We start from the raw sequence: 15,956 nt of genomic DNA, 5'->3' as shown, positions 1-15,956 counted from the left end.
CGTTCCTTTCGGTTTGGTGCGTCCTGGGGCCTCACCGGCCCGGCAGAAGCAGAGGGGGTTGTGCTCGCCGCACCGCCGTCAGGCGGCTGCGGCCTCCGATTCCTGCTTCTGACGCAGGGCATCGATGACGCGAGCGGCCTGGGCCGGCTTCGCGGTGAAGGCGTAGGCAGCCTGGTAGAGCTTGGCCTTCATCGCGCCGACCGTCTTGGCCAGCAGGACCTCGCGGGACTCGAGGTCCGCGAGCTTGGTGACCTCTGCAGCGGTCAGCGGCTTCCCGTCAAGGACACCGCCCTTGATGACCAGTGCAGGGTTCGCCTTGGCGAAGTCACGCAGACCCTTGGCGGCCTCGACCGGGTCGCCGGTCACGAACGCGATCGCGGAAGGACCCTTGAGGTCCGCCTCGAAAGCGTCGATCCCGGCCTCCTTGGCCGCGATGGACGTCAGCGTGTTCTTCACCACGGCGTAGGTTGCGTTGCCGCTGAGCGACCGACGCAGCTCCTTGAGCTGAGCGACGGTGAGCCCGCGGTACTCGGTCAGCACGGCCGCGCCGGAGTCACGGAACTTGTCCGCGACCTCCGCGACGGCGGCTGCCTTGTCCGGCCTCGCCATGGCAATCCTTCCGGTGGTGGTGCCACCGGTACCTGCGAAAGAAAAGAGCCCCGGCGCAGGTGCGCACGGGGCTCGGAGCTCACAGCCAGGCTGTGTGATCGTCGTCGTGTCACCTACGCAGGCCCCCGCTCTCACGGGACTTCGGTCTTCGGCGTCCTGGACGGATCCAGGCAGCGTCGGACGACCGGCGGTCTTGGGTTACCCGAGAACGATACACGAGAAACGGGTGGCGAGCCGACACCTTCCTGGCGCGGCCCGCCTGCCGCCTTCAACCATCGCCGCAACGGCGACGATTCTCAGTGGGTGCTGAACGGGTGTTGCGGGCCCGGGGGCTCCGCCGACGCCGTGGCCGCGGCGCCCACCACGGCCGTGGCGGCGAGCAGCAGACCAGCGATGACGCGGGTGGCACGTGTCTTCATGGAACGTCCTCTCCGTCGGTGACGCATGACCCCCTGGACGGGGTGCCGGCTTCGGCAGCGTCATCACAGCGGCTTTCGGGTCGCTCCACGAGGTGTTGTCCACATCACAGGACGAGCGGGCCGAAGCAGACCAGCGGCACCGGCTCGGGCTCGTCGGCGACAGCGAGCGCGAGCGCCTCGGCCGCGGGCAGCCCTCGCCCGATGCCGCCGTGCAGGGCAGGGGTGACCCGGGCGGCCACGTCGTCACGCAAGGGACCGACGCTCGCGACGACGGCGGTCGCGCCCAGGCGGAGGAGCACGCTCGTCAGCCCCATGGGCTCGCCCCCGATCCGCGACGTCGACCGACCCACCTCGCACGCCGACAGGACGATCGTCGACCCCGACAGCCGCACGCCGTCGAGCTCGTGGGCGAAGAGAGGGCCGTCGACGAGCCGCAGGCTGGAGAACAACGGGTTGTCGGGCTCGTGCGTGCCGTGCGCAGCGAGGTGGACCACGTCCGCCCGCTGCACCTCCTCGACCGTCGCGGCGCAGGTCGCCCGGTCACCGTCCAGCACGCGCGCCTCGCCCCACGCCCCTGCGACCAGCGTCGCCTCGTCCGCCGAGCTCTCCAGGTCGGGGCCGACCACCACGAGAACCCGCTCGGCTCGTCGCGGCTCCTGCCCCGTCCGCAGATCGACCCACGAGTTGACCCAGGTCGCCAGACCCCGCCGCGAGGGCAGCGCGGACCACGGGACCGAGAGCATCAGGTGACGGCCGACCACGTGCAACGGTCCGGTCACGTGTAGCGGCCGCACCAGCCTGTCGTCGAGCCACCCGAGCGCGCGGGTGACCGAGCCACGTGCCACCGCCCTCATCGGCTCCGGGATCATGGCGTTCGCGAGGACCGCGATATCCGCGCGGACGCGATTGATCCGTTCCGCGATCTCGGCCCACCCTCCCAAGGCGACCAACTGCTGCCTCCCGGCCGCGATCCGGGTCGCGTACATCTCGCCCTGAACGACGGCATAGCTCACCAGAGTCGTCGATGACGAGGACGACTCGTCCCTCATCGCCGCCCGCACCGCCCTGGCCGTCGCCGCCCGGGGCGCCTGGACCTCCCCGCCGGACACGCGCCACGATCGCCGGCGCGCCGCCTCCTGGAGACGTCGCGCCGCCTGCACCTTCGCCTCCCGCCCGGTCGGCGAGTCCTCGGACTCCGACGCCTCGAGAGCGCGCCGGGCGCCCGAGAGGAGCGAGGCCGTCTCCTCGTCGCGTGGCGGGGTGACGCGACCTGCGCCCGCGAACGTCGCCCGGCCCCGTTCGACGGCGTCGAAGAACGGCGCGGCGTGCCCCGTGCGCAGGGCCGCGAGAACATCCACGACGGCCAGACGCACGCCGTGCAGCGCAGCAGCGGTCACCACGTCGAGGGACCCCAGCTGCGCCCGATGCGCGCTGAGCTGGTCCAAGCCCCGCCTCACCGCCGCGAGACCCTGTCGCCTGTCTCCGGCCTCGAAGGCAAGGTGCGCGACAGCAGCCTCGAACTGAAGCCGGACGGACAGCGGCTGGGACCTCGTCGAACGCCGGACCTCCACAAGAGCGGCCCGGGCGACGTCCGGCTTCCCACGCCGGATCGCCGCTTCGGCCTCGAGAATTCTCGCGGGGACCGCGACCGGGGGCTGGCGCCAGCGCTGCGACACGCTCCGAGCGCGTTCCTGGACCACGTCGAGAGCGCCGTCACCCGTCATCTCGGTTTCGGCCAGCAGCGCCTCCAGCTCGACCAGTTCCGCGCGAGCTGCCCAGGCATCGTTGGACTGGCTCAGGAACGCGTCGCGAGCCTGTCTTGCGAGGTCGGCAGCGTGATCGAACCTCTCGAGGAGCACCATGCAGCGTGCACCGGCCCACCGGATGTATGCGAGATCCACCTCGGCCCCATGCACTGCGACGACATCGGCCGCGTCCTCCAACATACGTGCGGCCTCGGAGACCAAGCCCGCTTCGTAGAGGACCCGAGCGCGGTCGAGCTTCCCGACGGCGTCGTCCGGATCGTCCTCGAGCTCGCTCGCCAGGTCCATCAGGCGGAGCGCGCGCGGGAGGTCGCCCCGCAGGAACTCCGCGTAGCCGAGGTTGTGCTGCGCCTTGCCCTCGAGTGCTCGCGCACCCACCGAGCGGGCATGCTCGATGCTGGCTGCAAGGTCGGTGATCGCTCGCGAGACGTCCCCCACCTCGAGCCGGAGCGCTCCCCGGTTCAGCAGGAGCACAGCTGCATCACGACTCCGCCCCTGAACGAGCACGGGCTCCGCCGCGTCGAGCTCGCCCAGGGCCTGCTCCGTCTCTCCTGCCCGGAGCAGCAGCAGCCCTCGTTGACCGTGCACGGCAACCGTCTCGACGGCGAGGTGCGCTTCCCGACACCATGCCTCGGCCTCATCGAGGACCGCGAGCGCCTGCCCGAGGTTCCCCCGTGTCTCGTAGAGACAACGTGCCTGCCCGAGCAGCGCCCGCGCCCTGAGCTGGACCGCCTCGTCGTCGACGCCTCCCAGTACTGCCGCGTCAGCCCCGACCTCGCGCCCGAGTCGCTCGTACTCCTCAAGCGCTGCCGCGAATCGGCCGAGCTCGTCGGCCGACTGCGCACGCGCGTAAACCTCGCGGGCACGGGCGAGCCTGCCGGACGGTCCTTCGGTCACGGGCCCAACCTAGCGTCCGGCCACGATGGCCACGCCCCCCGCCGGGTGTCCCGCCGAACAGGCTTGCCCGCCTCAGGCGGTCGGAACGAGCCCGGTCTCTGCCGTGAGCGCGGCCCAGAGCGCTCGGTGCCGCGAGCTCACCTTGTCGAGCGATGGCGCCTCCGGTTCGGGAATCCCAGCCGCCAGGAGTCGAGCGGCGAGCTGACCGGCCAGCACCGGTGCCGCGAACGAGGTCCCGCTCCAGATCGCGAACCCGCTCTGAAACCCCTCGGGGTCGATCGACGCTCGGCTTCCGGTCGAGAACAGCTCCGGCAGGTAATAGGTGGGCGCGAGCGCGCCGTCGATCGTGACCGGGGCCGTGCTGACGAGTGCCGCGCCAGGTCGCAGGCAGGTCACCCAGGGACCGTCGTTGCTGAACAGGGCAGTAGTCCCGTCGGGATTCGTCGCCCCCACAGCTGTGACGGGCGGGGCGTCGAGACGCAGCTCCTCTCCCCTCAGCGGGACCGGAGGAGACGTCCGTCGGTCGAGCAACGGCGCGAACGCCGCCGGGAACGTCTCTCGTACGAGTCCGTCGTTCCCGCTCGAGGCCACCACCAGGACGCCGTGGCGACGAAGCGCCGTCACCACCGCGCCGAGCGGCCCGTCGAACTCTCGGTCCTGCGGCCGCTCGTGGTAGTAGCCCATGGCAAGCACCATGACGTCGACAGGCGCATAGCCCTCGACACCGGCAAGCCCGAGCAGGTGCCACAGCAGCAACCTGCGGAGCGAGCGCAGCAGGTCGCGCTCAGGGACGATCCCCGAACCCCCATAGACACGCGGGGCGAGCAGGACCGCATCCGGGCATTTCTGCACGATCAGCCCCGCTTGGAAGGTGCCGTGGCCCGCGACCGGGTCGAGGGGGCCCGTCAGTGGGTTGATGGAGGCCCCGCCGATCTCCGTGTCCTGGAACCCGACTTCGGGACGAGGACACAGCCCGACCGGGGCACCGAAGACCTCGGGCTCACGGACGACCGCGACTCGACGCACTTCACCGTCGAACTCCATGTCCAGGTCGTCCCACCAGGGGTGCGCGCCGATGCCGGTGTCCATGAGCGCCACGACGGGCCGCCGACGTCCGTCGGCACCCACGTACGGAGTCGGCCCGGGAGCGATTCCCGGCCTCGGCGCCGGACCGACCCACTGCACAGGCTGTCTCCCGCCGGCCCCCGCGAGCGTGTACTCGCCCACACCTTCGACAGGGTGTCCGGCGGTCTTCGGGTGGCCCGCCGTCTTCGGATGGCCGGCCGTCTTCGGATGGCCCGCCGTCTTCGGTTGCGCATTAATTCGTAGGTCGTCGGGGTCCGCTCCCGTCGCGCTGCTTCGACCCACCACGTGGTCCAGTGAGAAGCAGACCCGATCGTCCTCCGCCCCCTCCGGTGCACCGCCTGACCGCTCGTCTTCGTCCAGCCAAGCCCAACCCTCATGAAGCTGCGAGGCGATGTCCCAGCCGTCCGGGAGCCCGCCTGGCTCCGTGCGCGTCAGGCGGACCGTCGTGCCGAACACCCGTCGCAGGTCGGCGGCGACATCATGCGCAATTCCCGCCTGGACGGCTTCGTCGACCAGCTCGAGGTCGTCGTACGTCTCCTGTTCGATCTCGACGCCCAACCCCACACGTGCCGCCGCACGACGCAGGCGCCGCAACCAGCGCGGTTCCTCGCCCTCGCGGGGCGCCTCGACAGCGAGGAGGAGCCGGTCGCCTACGTATGAGGTCGGCTGCGGCGAGGGCTGGGTACCGAACCGGGGCGCGGTCAGCGGGTCGATCGCCCGGGTACGCCACGCCAGTCGATCCGCGCGATCCCCGGGTCGACGTCTGCGCCGGGGGTCAGGCTGGGGCGTCTCGGTCACGTGTCCTCCTCGTCACGGGCGCGCCGGAAGGGCGCGACGTCTCGGGTGGGCGCCGCGCGGCGCCCGGGCTCAGAGCTCGATGACCGGGGTGGCGACGGTGACGTCGTCGGCCAGGCGCACGAGCAGGCTGGTGGGGCCGCGGTCGACGGCGGTGAAGGCGAAGCGCCCGTCGGCGTCGGCCGTGCTGGTGCGCTCGCCGCCGGGCTGGCGCAGCTCCACGACGAGCGTGGCGGCGGGCGCGACCCAGCCGTCGACGCGCACGTGCGCGCCGTCGTCGTCCGGGGACAACGCGATCATCACGGTCAGGCGTTCGTGCGTGAAGGTGATCGTGCGCGCCTCGAGGGGCGGGGCGTCGCCGCGCACCGACCCCACGGGGGCCTCGATCAGCTGCAGCTCCATCGCCTCGGCCTCGAGCTGCGCGAGCGTCATCGCGAACAGCGACCGCTCGACCAGGCCCTCGGGCATCGGGTCGACCACCGGCACGGCACGGCCGAGGCGGTCCAGGACGGCCACGTCGTGCGCGTCCAAGGGCTCGTCCTCGCCGGGCACCGGCGCACCCCATGCGTTCTCGTGCTTCTGGCTCAGGTCCACGAGGCCTCCCCCTGCTCGGTGAGGACGGCGCGCAGCTTGGCCAGGCACCGTCCCCGTGTGGCGCCGATGCTTCCCACCGGCATACCGATCGACGCCGAGATCGCCTTGTAGTCCGGGCGGTCGGCGAGCGAGACGAGTCGCAACAGCTCCTGGCAGCGTTCCGGGAGCCGGCGGAGCGACGACCAGAGGATCCGGTCGCGCTCCTCGTTCAGCACCTCGGCCTCCGGCCCCGGGCCCGCGTCGGGCAGGGCGGCGGAGCCGTCCGTCACGTCGTCGGGGAGCTCGGTGCGGCGACGCAGGTCGGCCCTGCCCTTGCGCACCGTCTCCCAGGCGGCCCGGCGGGCCGTCACCAGCAGCCACTTCAGCACGGCCTTCGGTTCGGCGATCGTGTCAGCGTGCCGGACGAGCGCCGCCCACGTGGACTGCACCACGTCGTCGGCGACGTCCCGGTCGACGCCCTGCGCGCGCACCGTGTGCCACAGCAGCGGGCTGGCCTCGCGGACCAGCTCGGTCAGGGCGTCGGTGCGTCCCTCGCGGAACTCCAGGATCGCCCGCGCCGCCCGGTCGCCCAGGCTCTCGTCGGCGTCGGGAGTCCCACCGAGCGGTTCCTCCGCTGCTCGTGTCATGGCTGTTCGCACCTCGTGGGGGCTCGTCGAGAAGCCGGGGCTGCGGCGCCCCGGAGCCTCCGAGCCTACGGCGTGCGCCGGGGCGGATGAAGGGCGATATTGCATCGTCACGCACACGCTCCCTCGGTCGGCACGGACCCGTGCGGTCTCGTCATCACCGGGGAGGGAGGGCGGTCCGTCCGGCGTGATACACGGTCCGACCGGCGTGGTCGTCCGGTCGAGGCTCTCTCGAGCCGACCCATCCCCGACACACCTCGCTCCGAACCCTGCACAGAGCGCGGGACCGACCCGCGCCCGAGAGAAGAGGGAGTTGCCACCATGGCCTCGTCTGCGAACCGCCTCCTCGCGGCAGTCTTCGGCACCGTGTACCTGCTGGTGGGCATCGCCGGCTTCGTCGTCACGTCGGGTGTCGGGTTCGCCGCGACCGAGGGCACGAACCTGCTGCTGTTCGAAGTGAACCCGCTGCACAACATCGTCCACCTCGGCGTCGGTGCCGCGCTCCTGCTCGCCTCGCGCACGGTCGCCGCGGCCCGCGGGGTCAACGTGACGATCGGGGCCGTGTACCTCCTCGTCGGCGTCCTCGGCCTGTTCCTCATCGGCACGGGCGCCAACATCATCGCGCTCAACGGCGCGGACAACGTGCTCCACCTCGCGAGCGCGATCCTGCTGCTCGGCGTGGGTCTTGGCGCGGACCGCCGTACCGAGACGAGCGCCGCGACGGCATGAGCCGGACCGCGCCCGTGACCCGCATGCTCGTCGCGTTCACCCTGGTGGGCGCGGGCCTGGTCAACCTGGGGCTGGTGCGGGGCGCGTTCCCGCACCCCCAGGGGCTGCTCGCGCTGCTCGCCGGGGCCGCCGAGCTGGTGGCGGCGGTGCTCGTCCTGCGCGGGACCGCGGTCCGGGGCGTGAGCCGGGCCGCCCTCGGCCGGGCGGCCGTCGGCGGGCTCGCGGTGGTGAGCGTGCTGGGGATGGTGCTGGGGGTCGCGCAGGGCGCGCACCTCGGTGCGGCCGCAGCGGTCGCCGCGCTCCAGCTCGCGGCCGCCGCCGTGGTGGGCGCGACGACCCGGCCGCTGCCTGCCGGCGACCCGGCCCCTGACCGGTCACGGGACGAGCGCGCCGGCGGCACCGCGCGACGGCGGCGCCCCGCCGTGTCGCTCGCGATCCTGTTCGCGGGCGCGGTCGCCGTCTCGACGGTCGCGTCCGCGGGCCTCGCCGACACGGAGGCCGGCGACCGGGCGGTGCCGCACAGCGAGCACCACCTGCCCGACCTCCCCGGGCTCGAGGGCCACCACCACGGGTAGTGACCGGCCCGGGACGACGACCCGCACCGACACGACGACGGCCCGGCACCCTCGCGGGTGCCGGGCCGTCGTGCGGTGGTTCAGCGGGTCCCTTGCGGGATCACGCCAGGGTCACGCCTCCTCGAGGAGCCGCGCGGTGCGCGACTGGTCGAGCGGGATGCCCGGGCCCATCGTCGTCGCCATCGTGGCCTTGGTGATGTACCGGCCCTTCGACGACGTCGGCTTGAGACGCAGGACCTCGTCCAGCGCGGCGGCGTAGTTCTCCACCAGCGCGGTCTCGTCGAACGACGCCTTGCCGATGATGAAGTGCAGGTTCGAGTGCTTGTCCACGCGGAACTCGATCTTGCCGCCCTTGATGTCCGTGACGGCCTTGGTCACGTCCATCGTCACGGTGCCGGTCTTCGGGTTCGGCATGAGACCACGGGGGCCCAGCACCTTGCCCAGACGACCGACCTTGCCCATGAGGTCCGGCGTCGCCACGGCGGAGTCGAAGTCGGTGTACCCGGCCGCGACCTTGGCGATCAGCTCGTCGCCGCCGACCTCGTCGGCGCCGGCCGCGATGGCCTCCTCGGCCTTGGCGCCGTTCGCGAAGACGATCACGCGGGCCGTCTTGCCGGTGCCGTGGGGCAGGTTGACCGTGCCGCGGACCATCTGGTCGGCCTTGCGGGGGTCGACGCCCAGGCGGAACGCGACCTCGACGGTCGCGTCGTACTTGACCGTCGCGGTCTCCTTGGCGAGGCGGACCGCCTCGAGGGGGGCGTAGAGCGCGTCGCGGTCGATCTTCTCCGCCGCGGCGCGGTAGGCCTTGCTGCGCGTTGCCATCTGCTTCTCCTTCTGCAGTCGTGGTGAGCGGGTCCGCGCGGACCCTGCCACGTGCCCGGCGTCGGTCGCCGGGGCTTGGTGCGGGCCGCCCGGACCGTGACGGGTCACGACCGGGCGGCTCGCCCTCGGATCACTCCGAGACGGTGATGCCCATCGAACGAGCGGTGCCGGCGACGATCTTCATCGCGGCGTCGATGTCGTTCGCGTTGAGGTCCTGGAGCTTCGTCTGCGCGATCTCGCGGACCTGGTCCGAGGTCAGCTGCGCGACCTTGACCGTGTGCGGGGTCGCGGAGCCCTTGGCCACACCGGCGGCCTTCTTGATGAGCTCGGCGGCCGGCGGCGTCTTGGTGATGAAGGTGAAGGAGCGGTCCTCGTAGACCGTGATCTCCACCGGCACCACGTTGCCGCGCTGCGACTCGGTGGCCGCGTTGTAGGCCTTGCAGAACTCCATGATGTTCACGCCGTGCTGACCGAGCGCGGGGCCGATCGGCGGGGCAGGCGTGGCCGCACCAGCCTTGATCTGCAGCTTGATGAGGCCGGAGACCTTCTTGCTCTTGGGGGGCATAGCTGTCCTTGCTTTCTGTTCGTGGGCCGACGCCGTGGGCGATGACCCGGTTGCAGTGCTGCCGTGGCGGTGGTCGAGACCGGCTCGACCACCGTGGAGGATCAGATCTTGGCGACCTGGTTGAACGACAGCTCGACCGGGGTCTCCCGGCCGAAGATGGAGACGAGGACCTGGAGCTTCTGGGCCTCGGCGTTGATCTCGGAGATCGTGGCGGGCAGCGTGTCGAACGGGCCGTCGGTGACGGTGACGGACTCGCCGACCTCGAAGTCGACCTCGACCGGGGTCTTCGCGGTCGCGCCCGACGCCGCCGCGGCCTTGCCCGACTCGGGCGTCGCCTCGACGAACACCGGCGCGAGCATCGAGAAGACCTCGTCGAGCGTCAGCGGCACGGGCTGGTGCGTGTGACCCACGAAGCCGGTGACGCCCGGCGTGTGGCGCACGGCGCCCCACGACTCGTCGGTGAGGTCCATGCGGACGAGGACGTAACCGGGGATCCGGACGCGGCGGACGGTCTTCTTCTGCGCGTTCTTGATCTCGGTCACCTCTTCCATGGGGACCTCGATCTGGAAGATGTAGTCCTCCATGTTCAGGCTCTGGATGCGGTTCTCCAGGTTGGCCTTCACACGGTTCTCGTACCCGGCGTACGAGTGGATGACGTACCAGTCGCCGAGCTGCGTGCGCAGGGTGCGGCGGAACTCCTCGGCCGGGTCCTCGACGACGTCGCCGTCCTCGTCCGACGGGCGCTCGTCCTCGGCGTCCTCGTCGTCGGTGGCGTCCTCGTCGGTCTCGTCCGTCGTGTCCTCAGCGGACTCGTCGGCGTCCTCAGCGGTCTCGTCGGTGTCCTCGGCGACCGCCTCGGGCTCCGCGTCCGTGGGCACGTCGAGGTCCGCCGCGACGCCGTCGGCGTCGGGCTGGGTGGGGTCGACGTTCTCCGTCTGGTCCAGCGGATCCTGGGACACGAACGAACCTGCTTTCTGAAATCTGCTTGCTTCGGGGGCGGGCGTCCGGCGGCCGGCCGGTGTCAGTCGCCGAAGAGGGCGAGGACGCCCAACCCGATGACGTAGTCGAGGGCCGTCACGAACAGCATGACCACGGTGACGAACACCAGGACGACGATCGTGTAGTTGATCAGCTCCGACCGGGTCGGCGTGACCACCTTGCGGAGCTCCGCCACGACCTGGCGCACGAAGAGCGCGATGCGCGCGAACAGGTGCGGGCGCTTGCCGGTGCCGGACGCGGCACCGCCGGGCGTCCCCACGGCATCGGCCGGTGACTCGCTCACTCGCTCTACCCCGTTTCGCGTTCCCGCCGCGGCCGCGCCACCTGCCGGCGACGCACCCACGGCACTGACTCCTGGCGTTCCGGGGTCATGCTGGCCCCGCTGCGCGCGGCCCCGCGGGGGATCACGCTGGCAGGGTAGACAGGACTCGAACCTGCAACCTGCGGTTTTGGAGACCGCTGCGCTACCAATTGCGCCACTACCCTTCGTGCCCGACGCCCGACCCGTCGCTCCCCACGCACCTGAGAAGGCGCGTTCGAGCATGGCGGGCGTCAACCACCGAGGGACAACTGTACGCGACGCGGGGGCGTGGGTCGAACCGTCCTCCGTCCACCGATCGGTGGACGGAGGTTCCCGTCGTCCGGGCCTCCCGCGGGCGGTGCCCGGCGGACGAGGCTCGGGGCATGACCTCGACGACGACACCCGCCCCGGCCCCGCCGCCCGCCGCGTCGCGCGGCCCTCGGACGGGCGCGCACCGCTCCCCCGGCGACCCCGCCGTCCGCGTGCGCGGGCTGGCCAAGCGGTACGGGGCCAAGCAGGCCGTGGACGGCCTCGACCTCGACCTGGCGACCGGCGAGATCGTCGCCGTCCTGGGCCCGAACGGCGCCGGGAAGACCACCACCGTCGAGATCCTCGAGGGCTTCCGCGACGCCGACGCCGGCGACGTGCGCGTGCTGGGCGAGGACCCCGCCAAGGCCGGACGTGCCTGGCGCGCCCGCATCGGCGTCGTCGCGCAGGACTCCCGCGACCAGGCGGAGCTCACCGTCGCGGAGTCCGTGCGCTCCACCGCGCGCTACTACCCCGCGCCCCGCGACCCGGACGAGGTCGTCGCGGCGGTGGGCCTGACCGCGAAGGGCGGGGCGCGCGTCCGCTCCCTGTCGGGCGGCCAGCGGCGCCGGCTCGACGTCGCGCTCGGCGTCGTCGGCGACCCGGAGCTGCTCTTCCTCGACGAGCCCACCACAGGCTTCGACCCGCAGGCGCGCCGCACGTTCTGGGACCTGGTCCTCGGGCTGCGCGACGCCGGCACGACCATCCTCCTCACCACCCACGACCTCGCCGAGGCCGCGCACCTGGCCGACCGGGTCGCCGTCGTGCGCGACGGGCAGGTCGTGGCCGAGGGGACCCCGGAGACGCTCGGCGGCCCCGACGCCCGCACCCCGCTCGTGTCGTGGACCGTCGACGGCGTCCGTCACGCGGAGCGCACCGACGCGCCGACCGCGCTCGCGGCGCACCTCATGGCGACCGTCGCCGGCGCCGACGGCGAGATCGCCGACCTGTGCATCGCCCGCCCCGGCCTCGAGGACGTCTACCTCGGGCTGCTCGCGAAGGAGACCGACGCATGAGCACCGCCGCACCGCCCCTCGCCCGCGCCGGGACCGGCGCGCGTCCCGCCCGGCTGCCCGGCGTCGCCCGGCTCGCGATCGTGCGGGCCGTCGTGGAGCTGCGCCAGTTCTGGCGCGAGCGCGACGCCGTCGTGTTCGTCTTCGCCTACCCGATCGTGATGCTCGCGATCTTCGCCACCGTGTTCGGGAGCGAGGACCAGGGCACCGCCGTCACCTCGATCGGCTACGCCCAGTACTTCCTGCCCGGCATGGTCGCCACGGGCGTGATGCTCACCAGCTTCCAGTCGCTGGCGATCTCCATCGCCGTGGAGCGCGACGACGGCACGCTGCGCCGCCTGCGCGCCACGCCCCTGCCCGTCACCGCGTACGTCGGCGGCAAGGTGCTGCTCACCCTCGCCACGTCGGTGGCGCAGACGGCCCTGCTCCTGGCCGTCGCGGCCCTCGCCTTCGACGTGCCGATGCCGTCGGGCCCCGACCGGTGGGTCACGTTCGCCTGGGTGTTCGCGCTCGGCACCGCCACCGGCACGGTCTGCGGCGTGGCGTTCTCCTCCCTGCCCCGGTCCGGCCGGTCCGCGAGCGCCGTCGTGACGCCTGTCGTGCTGGTGCTGCAGTTCATCTCCGGGGTGTTCTTCGCGTTCTTCGCCCTGCCGTCGTGGATGCAGACGCTCGCGTCGGTGTTCCCCCTGAGGTGGATCGCGCAGGGCATGCGGTCGGTGTTCCTGCCGGAGGAGATGGCGGCGCTGGAGCCCGGCGGGTCGTGGCAGCACCTCGCCACCGCTGGTGTACTGGTCGCATGGTTGGTCGTGGGGCTGGTCGTCGCGGTGCGCACCTTCCGGTGGCGGCGCCGTGACGACGGCTGACGGCGGCACCGACGCCGAGGTCGCGCGGGTGGCCACCGACCCCTGGGACCGGCAGGTCGTCTGGTGGGACGTGGGGTTCGTCCTCATCGTGCTGCTGACCGCCGCGGCGATGGCGCTCGGCGGCGACGTCGGCACCCGCGAGCTGTGGACGGCGTACGCCGCGATGGCGGCCATGCTCGTCGCCTACGCCGTGTGGGGCGCCCGGGCCGCGCGCACCCGCGACCAGCGGCAGGCCCTGGCCTACGTCGTCGTCCTGGTCGCGGGGACCGCGGTCGCGGTCGCCCAGGGCGGGCTGGCGACGTTCCTGCTCTTCGCCTCGTTCACGCAGCTGTGGATGCTCCTCGAGCCGCCGCGCCGCGCCGTGGTGGCGAGCGTCGTCCTCGGCGTCGCGACTTCGTTCGCGATCGCCGCCCAGCAGGGGTTCGACGTCCCCACGCTGGTCGAGGCCGCGCCGCAGATGGCCATCGCCGTCGCGTTCTCGGTGCTGCTGGGGCTGTGGTTCGCCACCACGATGAACCGCTCGGAGGAGCGGGCACGCCTGCTGCACGAGCTGCGGGCCACGCAGGCGGAGCTCGCCGAGTCGCACCGCGCCGAGGGCGTGACGGCCGAGCGGGAGCGGATCGCCCGGGAGATCCACGACACGCTGGCGCAGGGGTTCACGAGCGTGGTGACGCAGGCGCAGGCCGCGACCGTCGCGCTCGACCGGGGCGAGCAGGACCGGGCCCGCGAGCGCCTGCTGCTCGTGGAGCAGACGGCGCGGGACAACCTCGCCGAGGCCCGCGCCCTCGTGGCCGCGTTCTCCCCCGTGCCCCTGCAGGGCTCGACGCTCGCTCAGGCGCTGCGCCGGCTGGCCGAGCGGTTCACGGCCGAGACGGGCACCCGCGTGCTGCTCGACGTCGCGGGCTCCACCGGGCCCGTGGAGGCCGCCGGGACCACGGGCCACGCGGCGGCGGACGTCGTGCTGCTCCGCGCCGCCCAGGAGGCGCTGGCCAACGTGCGGCGGCACGCCGAGGCGGGGTCGGTGACCGTGCGGCTGGACCGCGACGGCGCGGACGGCGAGCTCCGCCTGCAGGTGGTCGACGACGGGCGGGGCCTGCCGCCCGGGCACGCCGACGGGCTCGGCCTGGCCGGCATGCGCGAGCGCGTGTCCGCGGTGGGCGGCACGCTCGACGTGGTGCCGGGCGAGCACGGCGGCACGCGCGTCGAGGTGCACGTCCCGTCGGGGGGCACGGCATGAGCGCGACGGTGCGGGTGCTCGTCGCCGACGACCACCCGGTGGTGCGCTCGGGGATCATCGGGATGCTGGACGGCGAGGCGGACGTCGAGGTCGTGGGCGAGGCGCCCGACGGCGAGGCGGCCGTGGCGCTGGCCGGCGAGCTGGCGCCGGACGTGGTCCTCATGGACCTGCGGATGCCCCGCCTCGACGGGGTGGGCGCGACGGCCCGGATCGTCGGGGCGTCGTCGGGGCGCGGCCCGGCCGTCGTCGTGCTCACGACCTACGACACGGACGCCGACATCCTGCGCGCCGTCGAGGCGGGCGCCACCGGGTACCTGCTCAAGGACACCCCGCGCGACCAGCTCGTGGCCGGCGTGCGGGCCGCCGCCCGCGGGGAGACGGTGCTGGCACCGGGCGTCGCGACGCGGCTCGTGACCAGCGTGCGCACCGCGTCCGAGCGGCCGACCGCCCGCGAGGCCCAGGTGCTCGCGCTCGTGGCACGCGGGCTGTCCAACGCCGCCGTCGGGCGGGAGCTGTTCATCGCGGAGGCCACGGTCAAGACGCACCTGCTGCGCGCGTTCGCCAAGCTGGGCGTGGACGACCGCACGGCCGCCGTCACCGTCGCCCGCGAGCGCGGCTGGCTGCCCTGACCGGCGCGGTCCCGACCGGTTCGGGGCAGACTGGCGCCGTGCGCGATCTGGCCCAGCTCCCCAAGGCTCACCTGCACCTGCACTTCACGGGGTCGATGCGGGTGCCGACCCTGCGTGACCTGGCGACCCGGCACGGGGTGCGGCTGCCGAGCGCCCTGACCGACGGCGACCCGCTGCGCGTGCCGGCCGACGAGCGCGGCTGGTTCCGGTTCCAGCGCCTGTACGACGCGGCCCGCGCGTGCGTGCGGTCGGAGTCCGACATGCGCCGGCTCGTGGACGAGGCCGCGGCCGACGACGCCGCCGAGGGCTCGCGGCGGCTCGAGATCCAGGTGGACCCGACGTCGTACGCGCCGTTCGTCGGCGGCATCACGCCCGCGGTCGAGATCGTGCTGGACGCCGCGCGGGCCGCGAGCGCCGCGCACGGCGTCGAGGTGGCGGTGATCGTGGCCGCGTCCCGCACGCGGCACCCGCTCGACGCGCGGGTGCTCGCGCGCCTCGCCGCCCGGTACGCCGGCGACGGGGCGGGCGAGGTGGTGGGCTTCGGGCTCAGCAACGACGAGCGGCGCGGCGACACCGCCGAGTTCGCCGCCGCCTTCCGGATCGCCCGGCGCGCCGGGCTGGCGTCGGTGCCGCACGGCGGCGAGCTGCTCGGCCCGGCGCACGTGCGCGACGTCGTCGACGCCCTGCACCCCGACCGGCTGGGCCACGGCGTGCGCGCCGGGGAGGACCGGGCCCTGCTGCACGAGCTCGTGGAGCGCGAGGTAGCGCTCGAGGTGTGCCCGGCGTCGAACGTCGGCCTCGGCGTGTACGCCGACACGTCCCGGGTGCCGCTGCGGCCCCTGGTCGAGGCGGGGGCGCGCGTGGCGCTCGGCGCCGACGACCCGCTGCTGTTCTCGTCGCGCCTGCTCGACCAGTACGTCGCGGCGCGCGAGGTGCACGGGTTCACCGACGCGGAGCTGGCCGGCCTCGCGCGGTCGTCGGTGCTGGCCAGCCGCGCGTCGGAGGGCACGAGGCGCCGCCTCCTGGCCGACGTCGACGCCTGGCTCGCCGCGCCCGACCCGGCGGCGGGCGGGCCGCACGCCGCCGCCCCGCTCTCATCTGCGTCTCATCCGCCCGCGGGATGATCGCGGC

The 15,956-nt window shown here is 73.2% G+C and carries 17 protein-coding genes and 1 tRNA gene; 7 read left to right on the top strand and 11 right to left on the bottom strand.

The genetic code is table 11. The features are described 5' to 3' along the window. Positions 1-78: 78 nt before the first annotated feature. The 6 genes from rplJ to ACQFYA_RS05450 all read right to left on the bottom strand — a co-directional run bounded on the left by rplJ (position 79) and on the right by ACQFYA_RS05450 (position 6,789). Positions 79-609 (bottom strand): 50S ribosomal protein L10, encoded by a 531-nt coding sequence (gene rplJ / locus ACQFYA_RS05475; protein ID WP_499122088.1) that lies wholly within the window; start codon positions 607-609, stop codon positions 79-81. Between the two features lie 296 nt (positions 610-905). Next, on the bottom strand, positions 906-1,028 hold the full coding sequence (locus tag ACQFYA_RS05470) for a hypothetical protein (protein ID WP_499122086.1): 123 nt from the start codon (positions 1,026-1,028) through the stop codon (positions 906-908). A 104-nt stretch (positions 1,029-1,132) separates the two neighbouring features. Beyond that, positions 1,133-3,688 (bottom strand): CHAT domain-containing protein, encoded by a 2,556-nt coding sequence (locus ACQFYA_RS05465; RefSeq protein ID WP_499122085.1) that lies wholly within the window; start codon positions 3,686-3,688, stop codon positions 1,133-1,135. Positions 3,689-3,760: 72 nt separating this feature from the next. After that, on the bottom strand, positions 3,761-5,572 hold the full coding sequence (locus ACQFYA_RS05460) for a S8/S53 family peptidase (protein WP_499122084.1): 1,812 nt from the start codon (positions 5,570-5,572) through the stop codon (positions 3,761-3,763). 69 nt (positions 5,573-5,641) lie between these two features. Beyond that, on the bottom strand, positions 5,642-6,163 hold the full coding sequence (locus ACQFYA_RS05455) for a peptidase associated/transthyretin-like domain-containing protein (protein WP_499122083.1): 522 nt from the start codon (positions 6,161-6,163) through the stop codon (positions 5,642-5,644). Continuing rightward, the gene (locus ACQFYA_RS05450) at positions 6,154-6,789 is read right to left on the bottom strand and encodes an RNA polymerase sigma factor (RefSeq protein ID WP_499122081.1); all 636 of its coding nucleotides are present in this window, start codon (positions 6,787-6,789) and stop codon (positions 6,154-6,156) included. The genes ACQFYA_RS05455 and ACQFYA_RS05450 overlap by 10 nt, the downstream gene beginning before the upstream one ends. Positions 6,790-7,107: 318 nt before the next feature. On the opposite strand from ACQFYA_RS05450, the gene ACQFYA_RS05445 reads away from it, so the two are divergent. Together ACQFYA_RS05445 and ACQFYA_RS05440 are read left to right on the top strand one after the other, a co-directional pair. Then, on the top strand, positions 7,108-7,515 hold the full coding sequence (locus ACQFYA_RS05445) for a DUF4383 domain-containing protein (protein WP_499122080.1): 408 nt from the start codon (positions 7,108-7,110) through the stop codon (positions 7,513-7,515). Between the two features lie 14 nt (positions 7,516-7,529). Beyond that, entirely contained in the window at positions 7,530-8,090 is a 561-nt protein-coding gene (locus tag ACQFYA_RS05440; RefSeq protein WP_499122078.1) for a hypothetical protein, read from the top strand. 111 nt (positions 8,091-8,201) lie between these two features. Here ACQFYA_RS05440 and rplA read toward each other — a convergent pair whose 3' ends face one another. The 5 genes from rplA to ACQFYA_RS05415 form a co-directional block, all read right to left on the bottom strand. After that, positions 8,202-8,912 (bottom strand): 50S ribosomal protein L1, encoded by a 711-nt coding sequence (gene rplA, locus ACQFYA_RS05435; RefSeq protein WP_499122076.1) that lies wholly within the window; start codon positions 8,910-8,912, stop codon positions 8,202-8,204. Positions 8,913-9,042: 130 nt separating this feature from the next. After that, on the bottom strand, positions 9,043-9,477 hold the full coding sequence (gene rplK / locus ACQFYA_RS05430) for a 50S ribosomal protein L11 (protein WP_499122074.1): 435 nt from the start codon (positions 9,475-9,477) through the stop codon (positions 9,043-9,045). A 101-nt stretch (positions 9,478-9,578) separates the two neighbouring features. Further along, positions 9,579-10,436, bottom strand: coding sequence for a transcription termination/antitermination protein NusG (nusG, locus tag ACQFYA_RS05425; RefSeq protein WP_499122073.1), 858 nt, complete (start codon positions 10,434-10,436; stop codon positions 9,579-9,581). A 62-nt stretch (positions 10,437-10,498) separates the two neighbouring features. Next, positions 10,499-10,759: a preprotein translocase subunit SecE gene (secE, locus tag ACQFYA_RS05420; RefSeq protein WP_499122072.1), complete on the bottom strand. Its 261-nt coding sequence runs from the start codon at positions 10,757-10,759 to the stop codon at positions 10,499-10,501. A gap of 127 nt (positions 10,760-10,886) precedes the next feature. After that, a tRNA-Trp gene (locus tag ACQFYA_RS05415) sits at positions 10,887-10,962 on the bottom strand. A 198-nt stretch (positions 10,963-11,160) separates the two neighbouring features. Between ACQFYA_RS05415 and ACQFYA_RS05410 the strand changes: the two genes are divergently transcribed. Genes ACQFYA_RS05410 through ACQFYA_RS05390 form a run of 5 tightly spaced genes read left to right on the top strand, consistent with a single transcriptional unit; the run spans position 11,161 to position 15,949 of the window. Beyond that, positions 11,161-12,099 carry an ABC transporter ATP-binding protein gene (locus tag ACQFYA_RS05410; RefSeq protein ID WP_499122071.1) on the top strand — a complete coding sequence of 313 codons (939 nt, stop codon included), beginning with the start codon at positions 11,161-11,163 and terminating at the stop codon, positions 12,097-12,099. Further along, positions 12,096-12,959 (top strand): ABC transporter permease, encoded by an 864-nt coding sequence (locus tag ACQFYA_RS05405; RefSeq protein ID WP_499122070.1) that lies wholly within the window; start codon positions 12,096-12,098, stop codon positions 12,957-12,959. Before ACQFYA_RS05410 ends, ACQFYA_RS05405 begins: the two co-directional genes overlap by 4 nt. Beyond that, entirely contained in the window at positions 12,946-14,196 is a 1,251-nt protein-coding gene (locus tag ACQFYA_RS05400) for a sensor histidine kinase (RefSeq protein WP_499122069.1), read from the top strand. Before ACQFYA_RS05405 ends, ACQFYA_RS05400 begins: the two co-directional genes overlap by 14 nt. After that, positions 14,193-14,825, top strand: coding sequence for a response regulator (locus tag ACQFYA_RS05395; protein ID WP_499122068.1), 633 nt, complete (start codon positions 14,193-14,195; stop codon positions 14,823-14,825). Before ACQFYA_RS05400 ends, ACQFYA_RS05395 begins: the two co-directional genes overlap by 4 nt. Positions 14,826-14,863: 38 nt before the next feature. After that, the gene (locus tag ACQFYA_RS05390; RefSeq protein ID WP_499122066.1) at positions 14,864-15,949 is read left to right on the top strand and encodes an adenosine deaminase; all 1,086 of its coding nucleotides are present in this window, start codon (positions 14,864-14,866) and stop codon (positions 15,947-15,949) included. Positions 15,950-15,956 lie beyond the last annotated feature (7 nt).

The sequence above is a fragment of the Promicromonospora sp. Marseille-Q5078 genome (assembly GCF_050315395.1).
GTDB lineage: Bacteria > Actinomycetota > Actinomycetes > Actinomycetales > Cellulomonadaceae > Isoptericola.
This window is presented reverse-complemented; position numbering and strand designations above follow the sequence as displayed.

What these genes read in the sequence shown, in the direction of transcription:
- rplJ (WP_499122088.1), bottom strand. Translation starts at nt 609, where the DNA reads ATGGCGAGGCCGGACAAGGCAGCCGCCGTCGCGGAGGTCGCGGACAAG.
- ACQFYA_RS05395 (WP_499122068.1), top strand. Translation starts at nt 14,193, where the DNA reads ATGAGCGCGACGGTGCGGGTGCTCGTCGCCGACGACCACCCGGTGGTG.
- rplA (WP_499122076.1), bottom strand. Translation starts at nt 8,912, where the DNA reads ATGGCAACGCGCAGCAAGGCCTACCGCGCCGCGGCGGAGAAGATCGAC.
- ACQFYA_RS05410 (WP_499122071.1), top strand. Translation starts at nt 11,161, where the DNA reads ATGACCTCGACGACGACACCCGCCCCGGCCCCGCCGCCCGCCGCGTCG.
- rplK (WP_499122074.1), bottom strand. Translation starts at nt 9,477, where the DNA reads ATGCCCCCCAAGAGCAAGAAGGTCTCCGGCCTCATCAAGCTGCAGATC.
- ACQFYA_RS05445 (WP_499122080.1), top strand. Translation starts at nt 7,108, where the DNA reads ATGGCCTCGTCTGCGAACCGCCTCCTCGCGGCAGTCTTCGGCACCGTG.
- ACQFYA_RS05450 (WP_499122081.1), bottom strand. Translation starts at nt 6,789, where the DNA reads ATGACACGAGCAGCGGAGGAACCGCTCGGTGGGACTCCCGACGCCGAC.
- ACQFYA_RS05470 (WP_499122086.1), bottom strand. Translation starts at nt 1,028, where the DNA reads ATGAAGACACGTGCCACCCGCGTCATCGCTGGTCTGCTGCTCGCCGCC.
- ACQFYA_RS05405 (WP_499122070.1), top strand. Translation starts at nt 12,096, where the DNA reads ATGAGCACCGCCGCACCGCCCCTCGCCCGCGCCGGGACCGGCGCGCGT.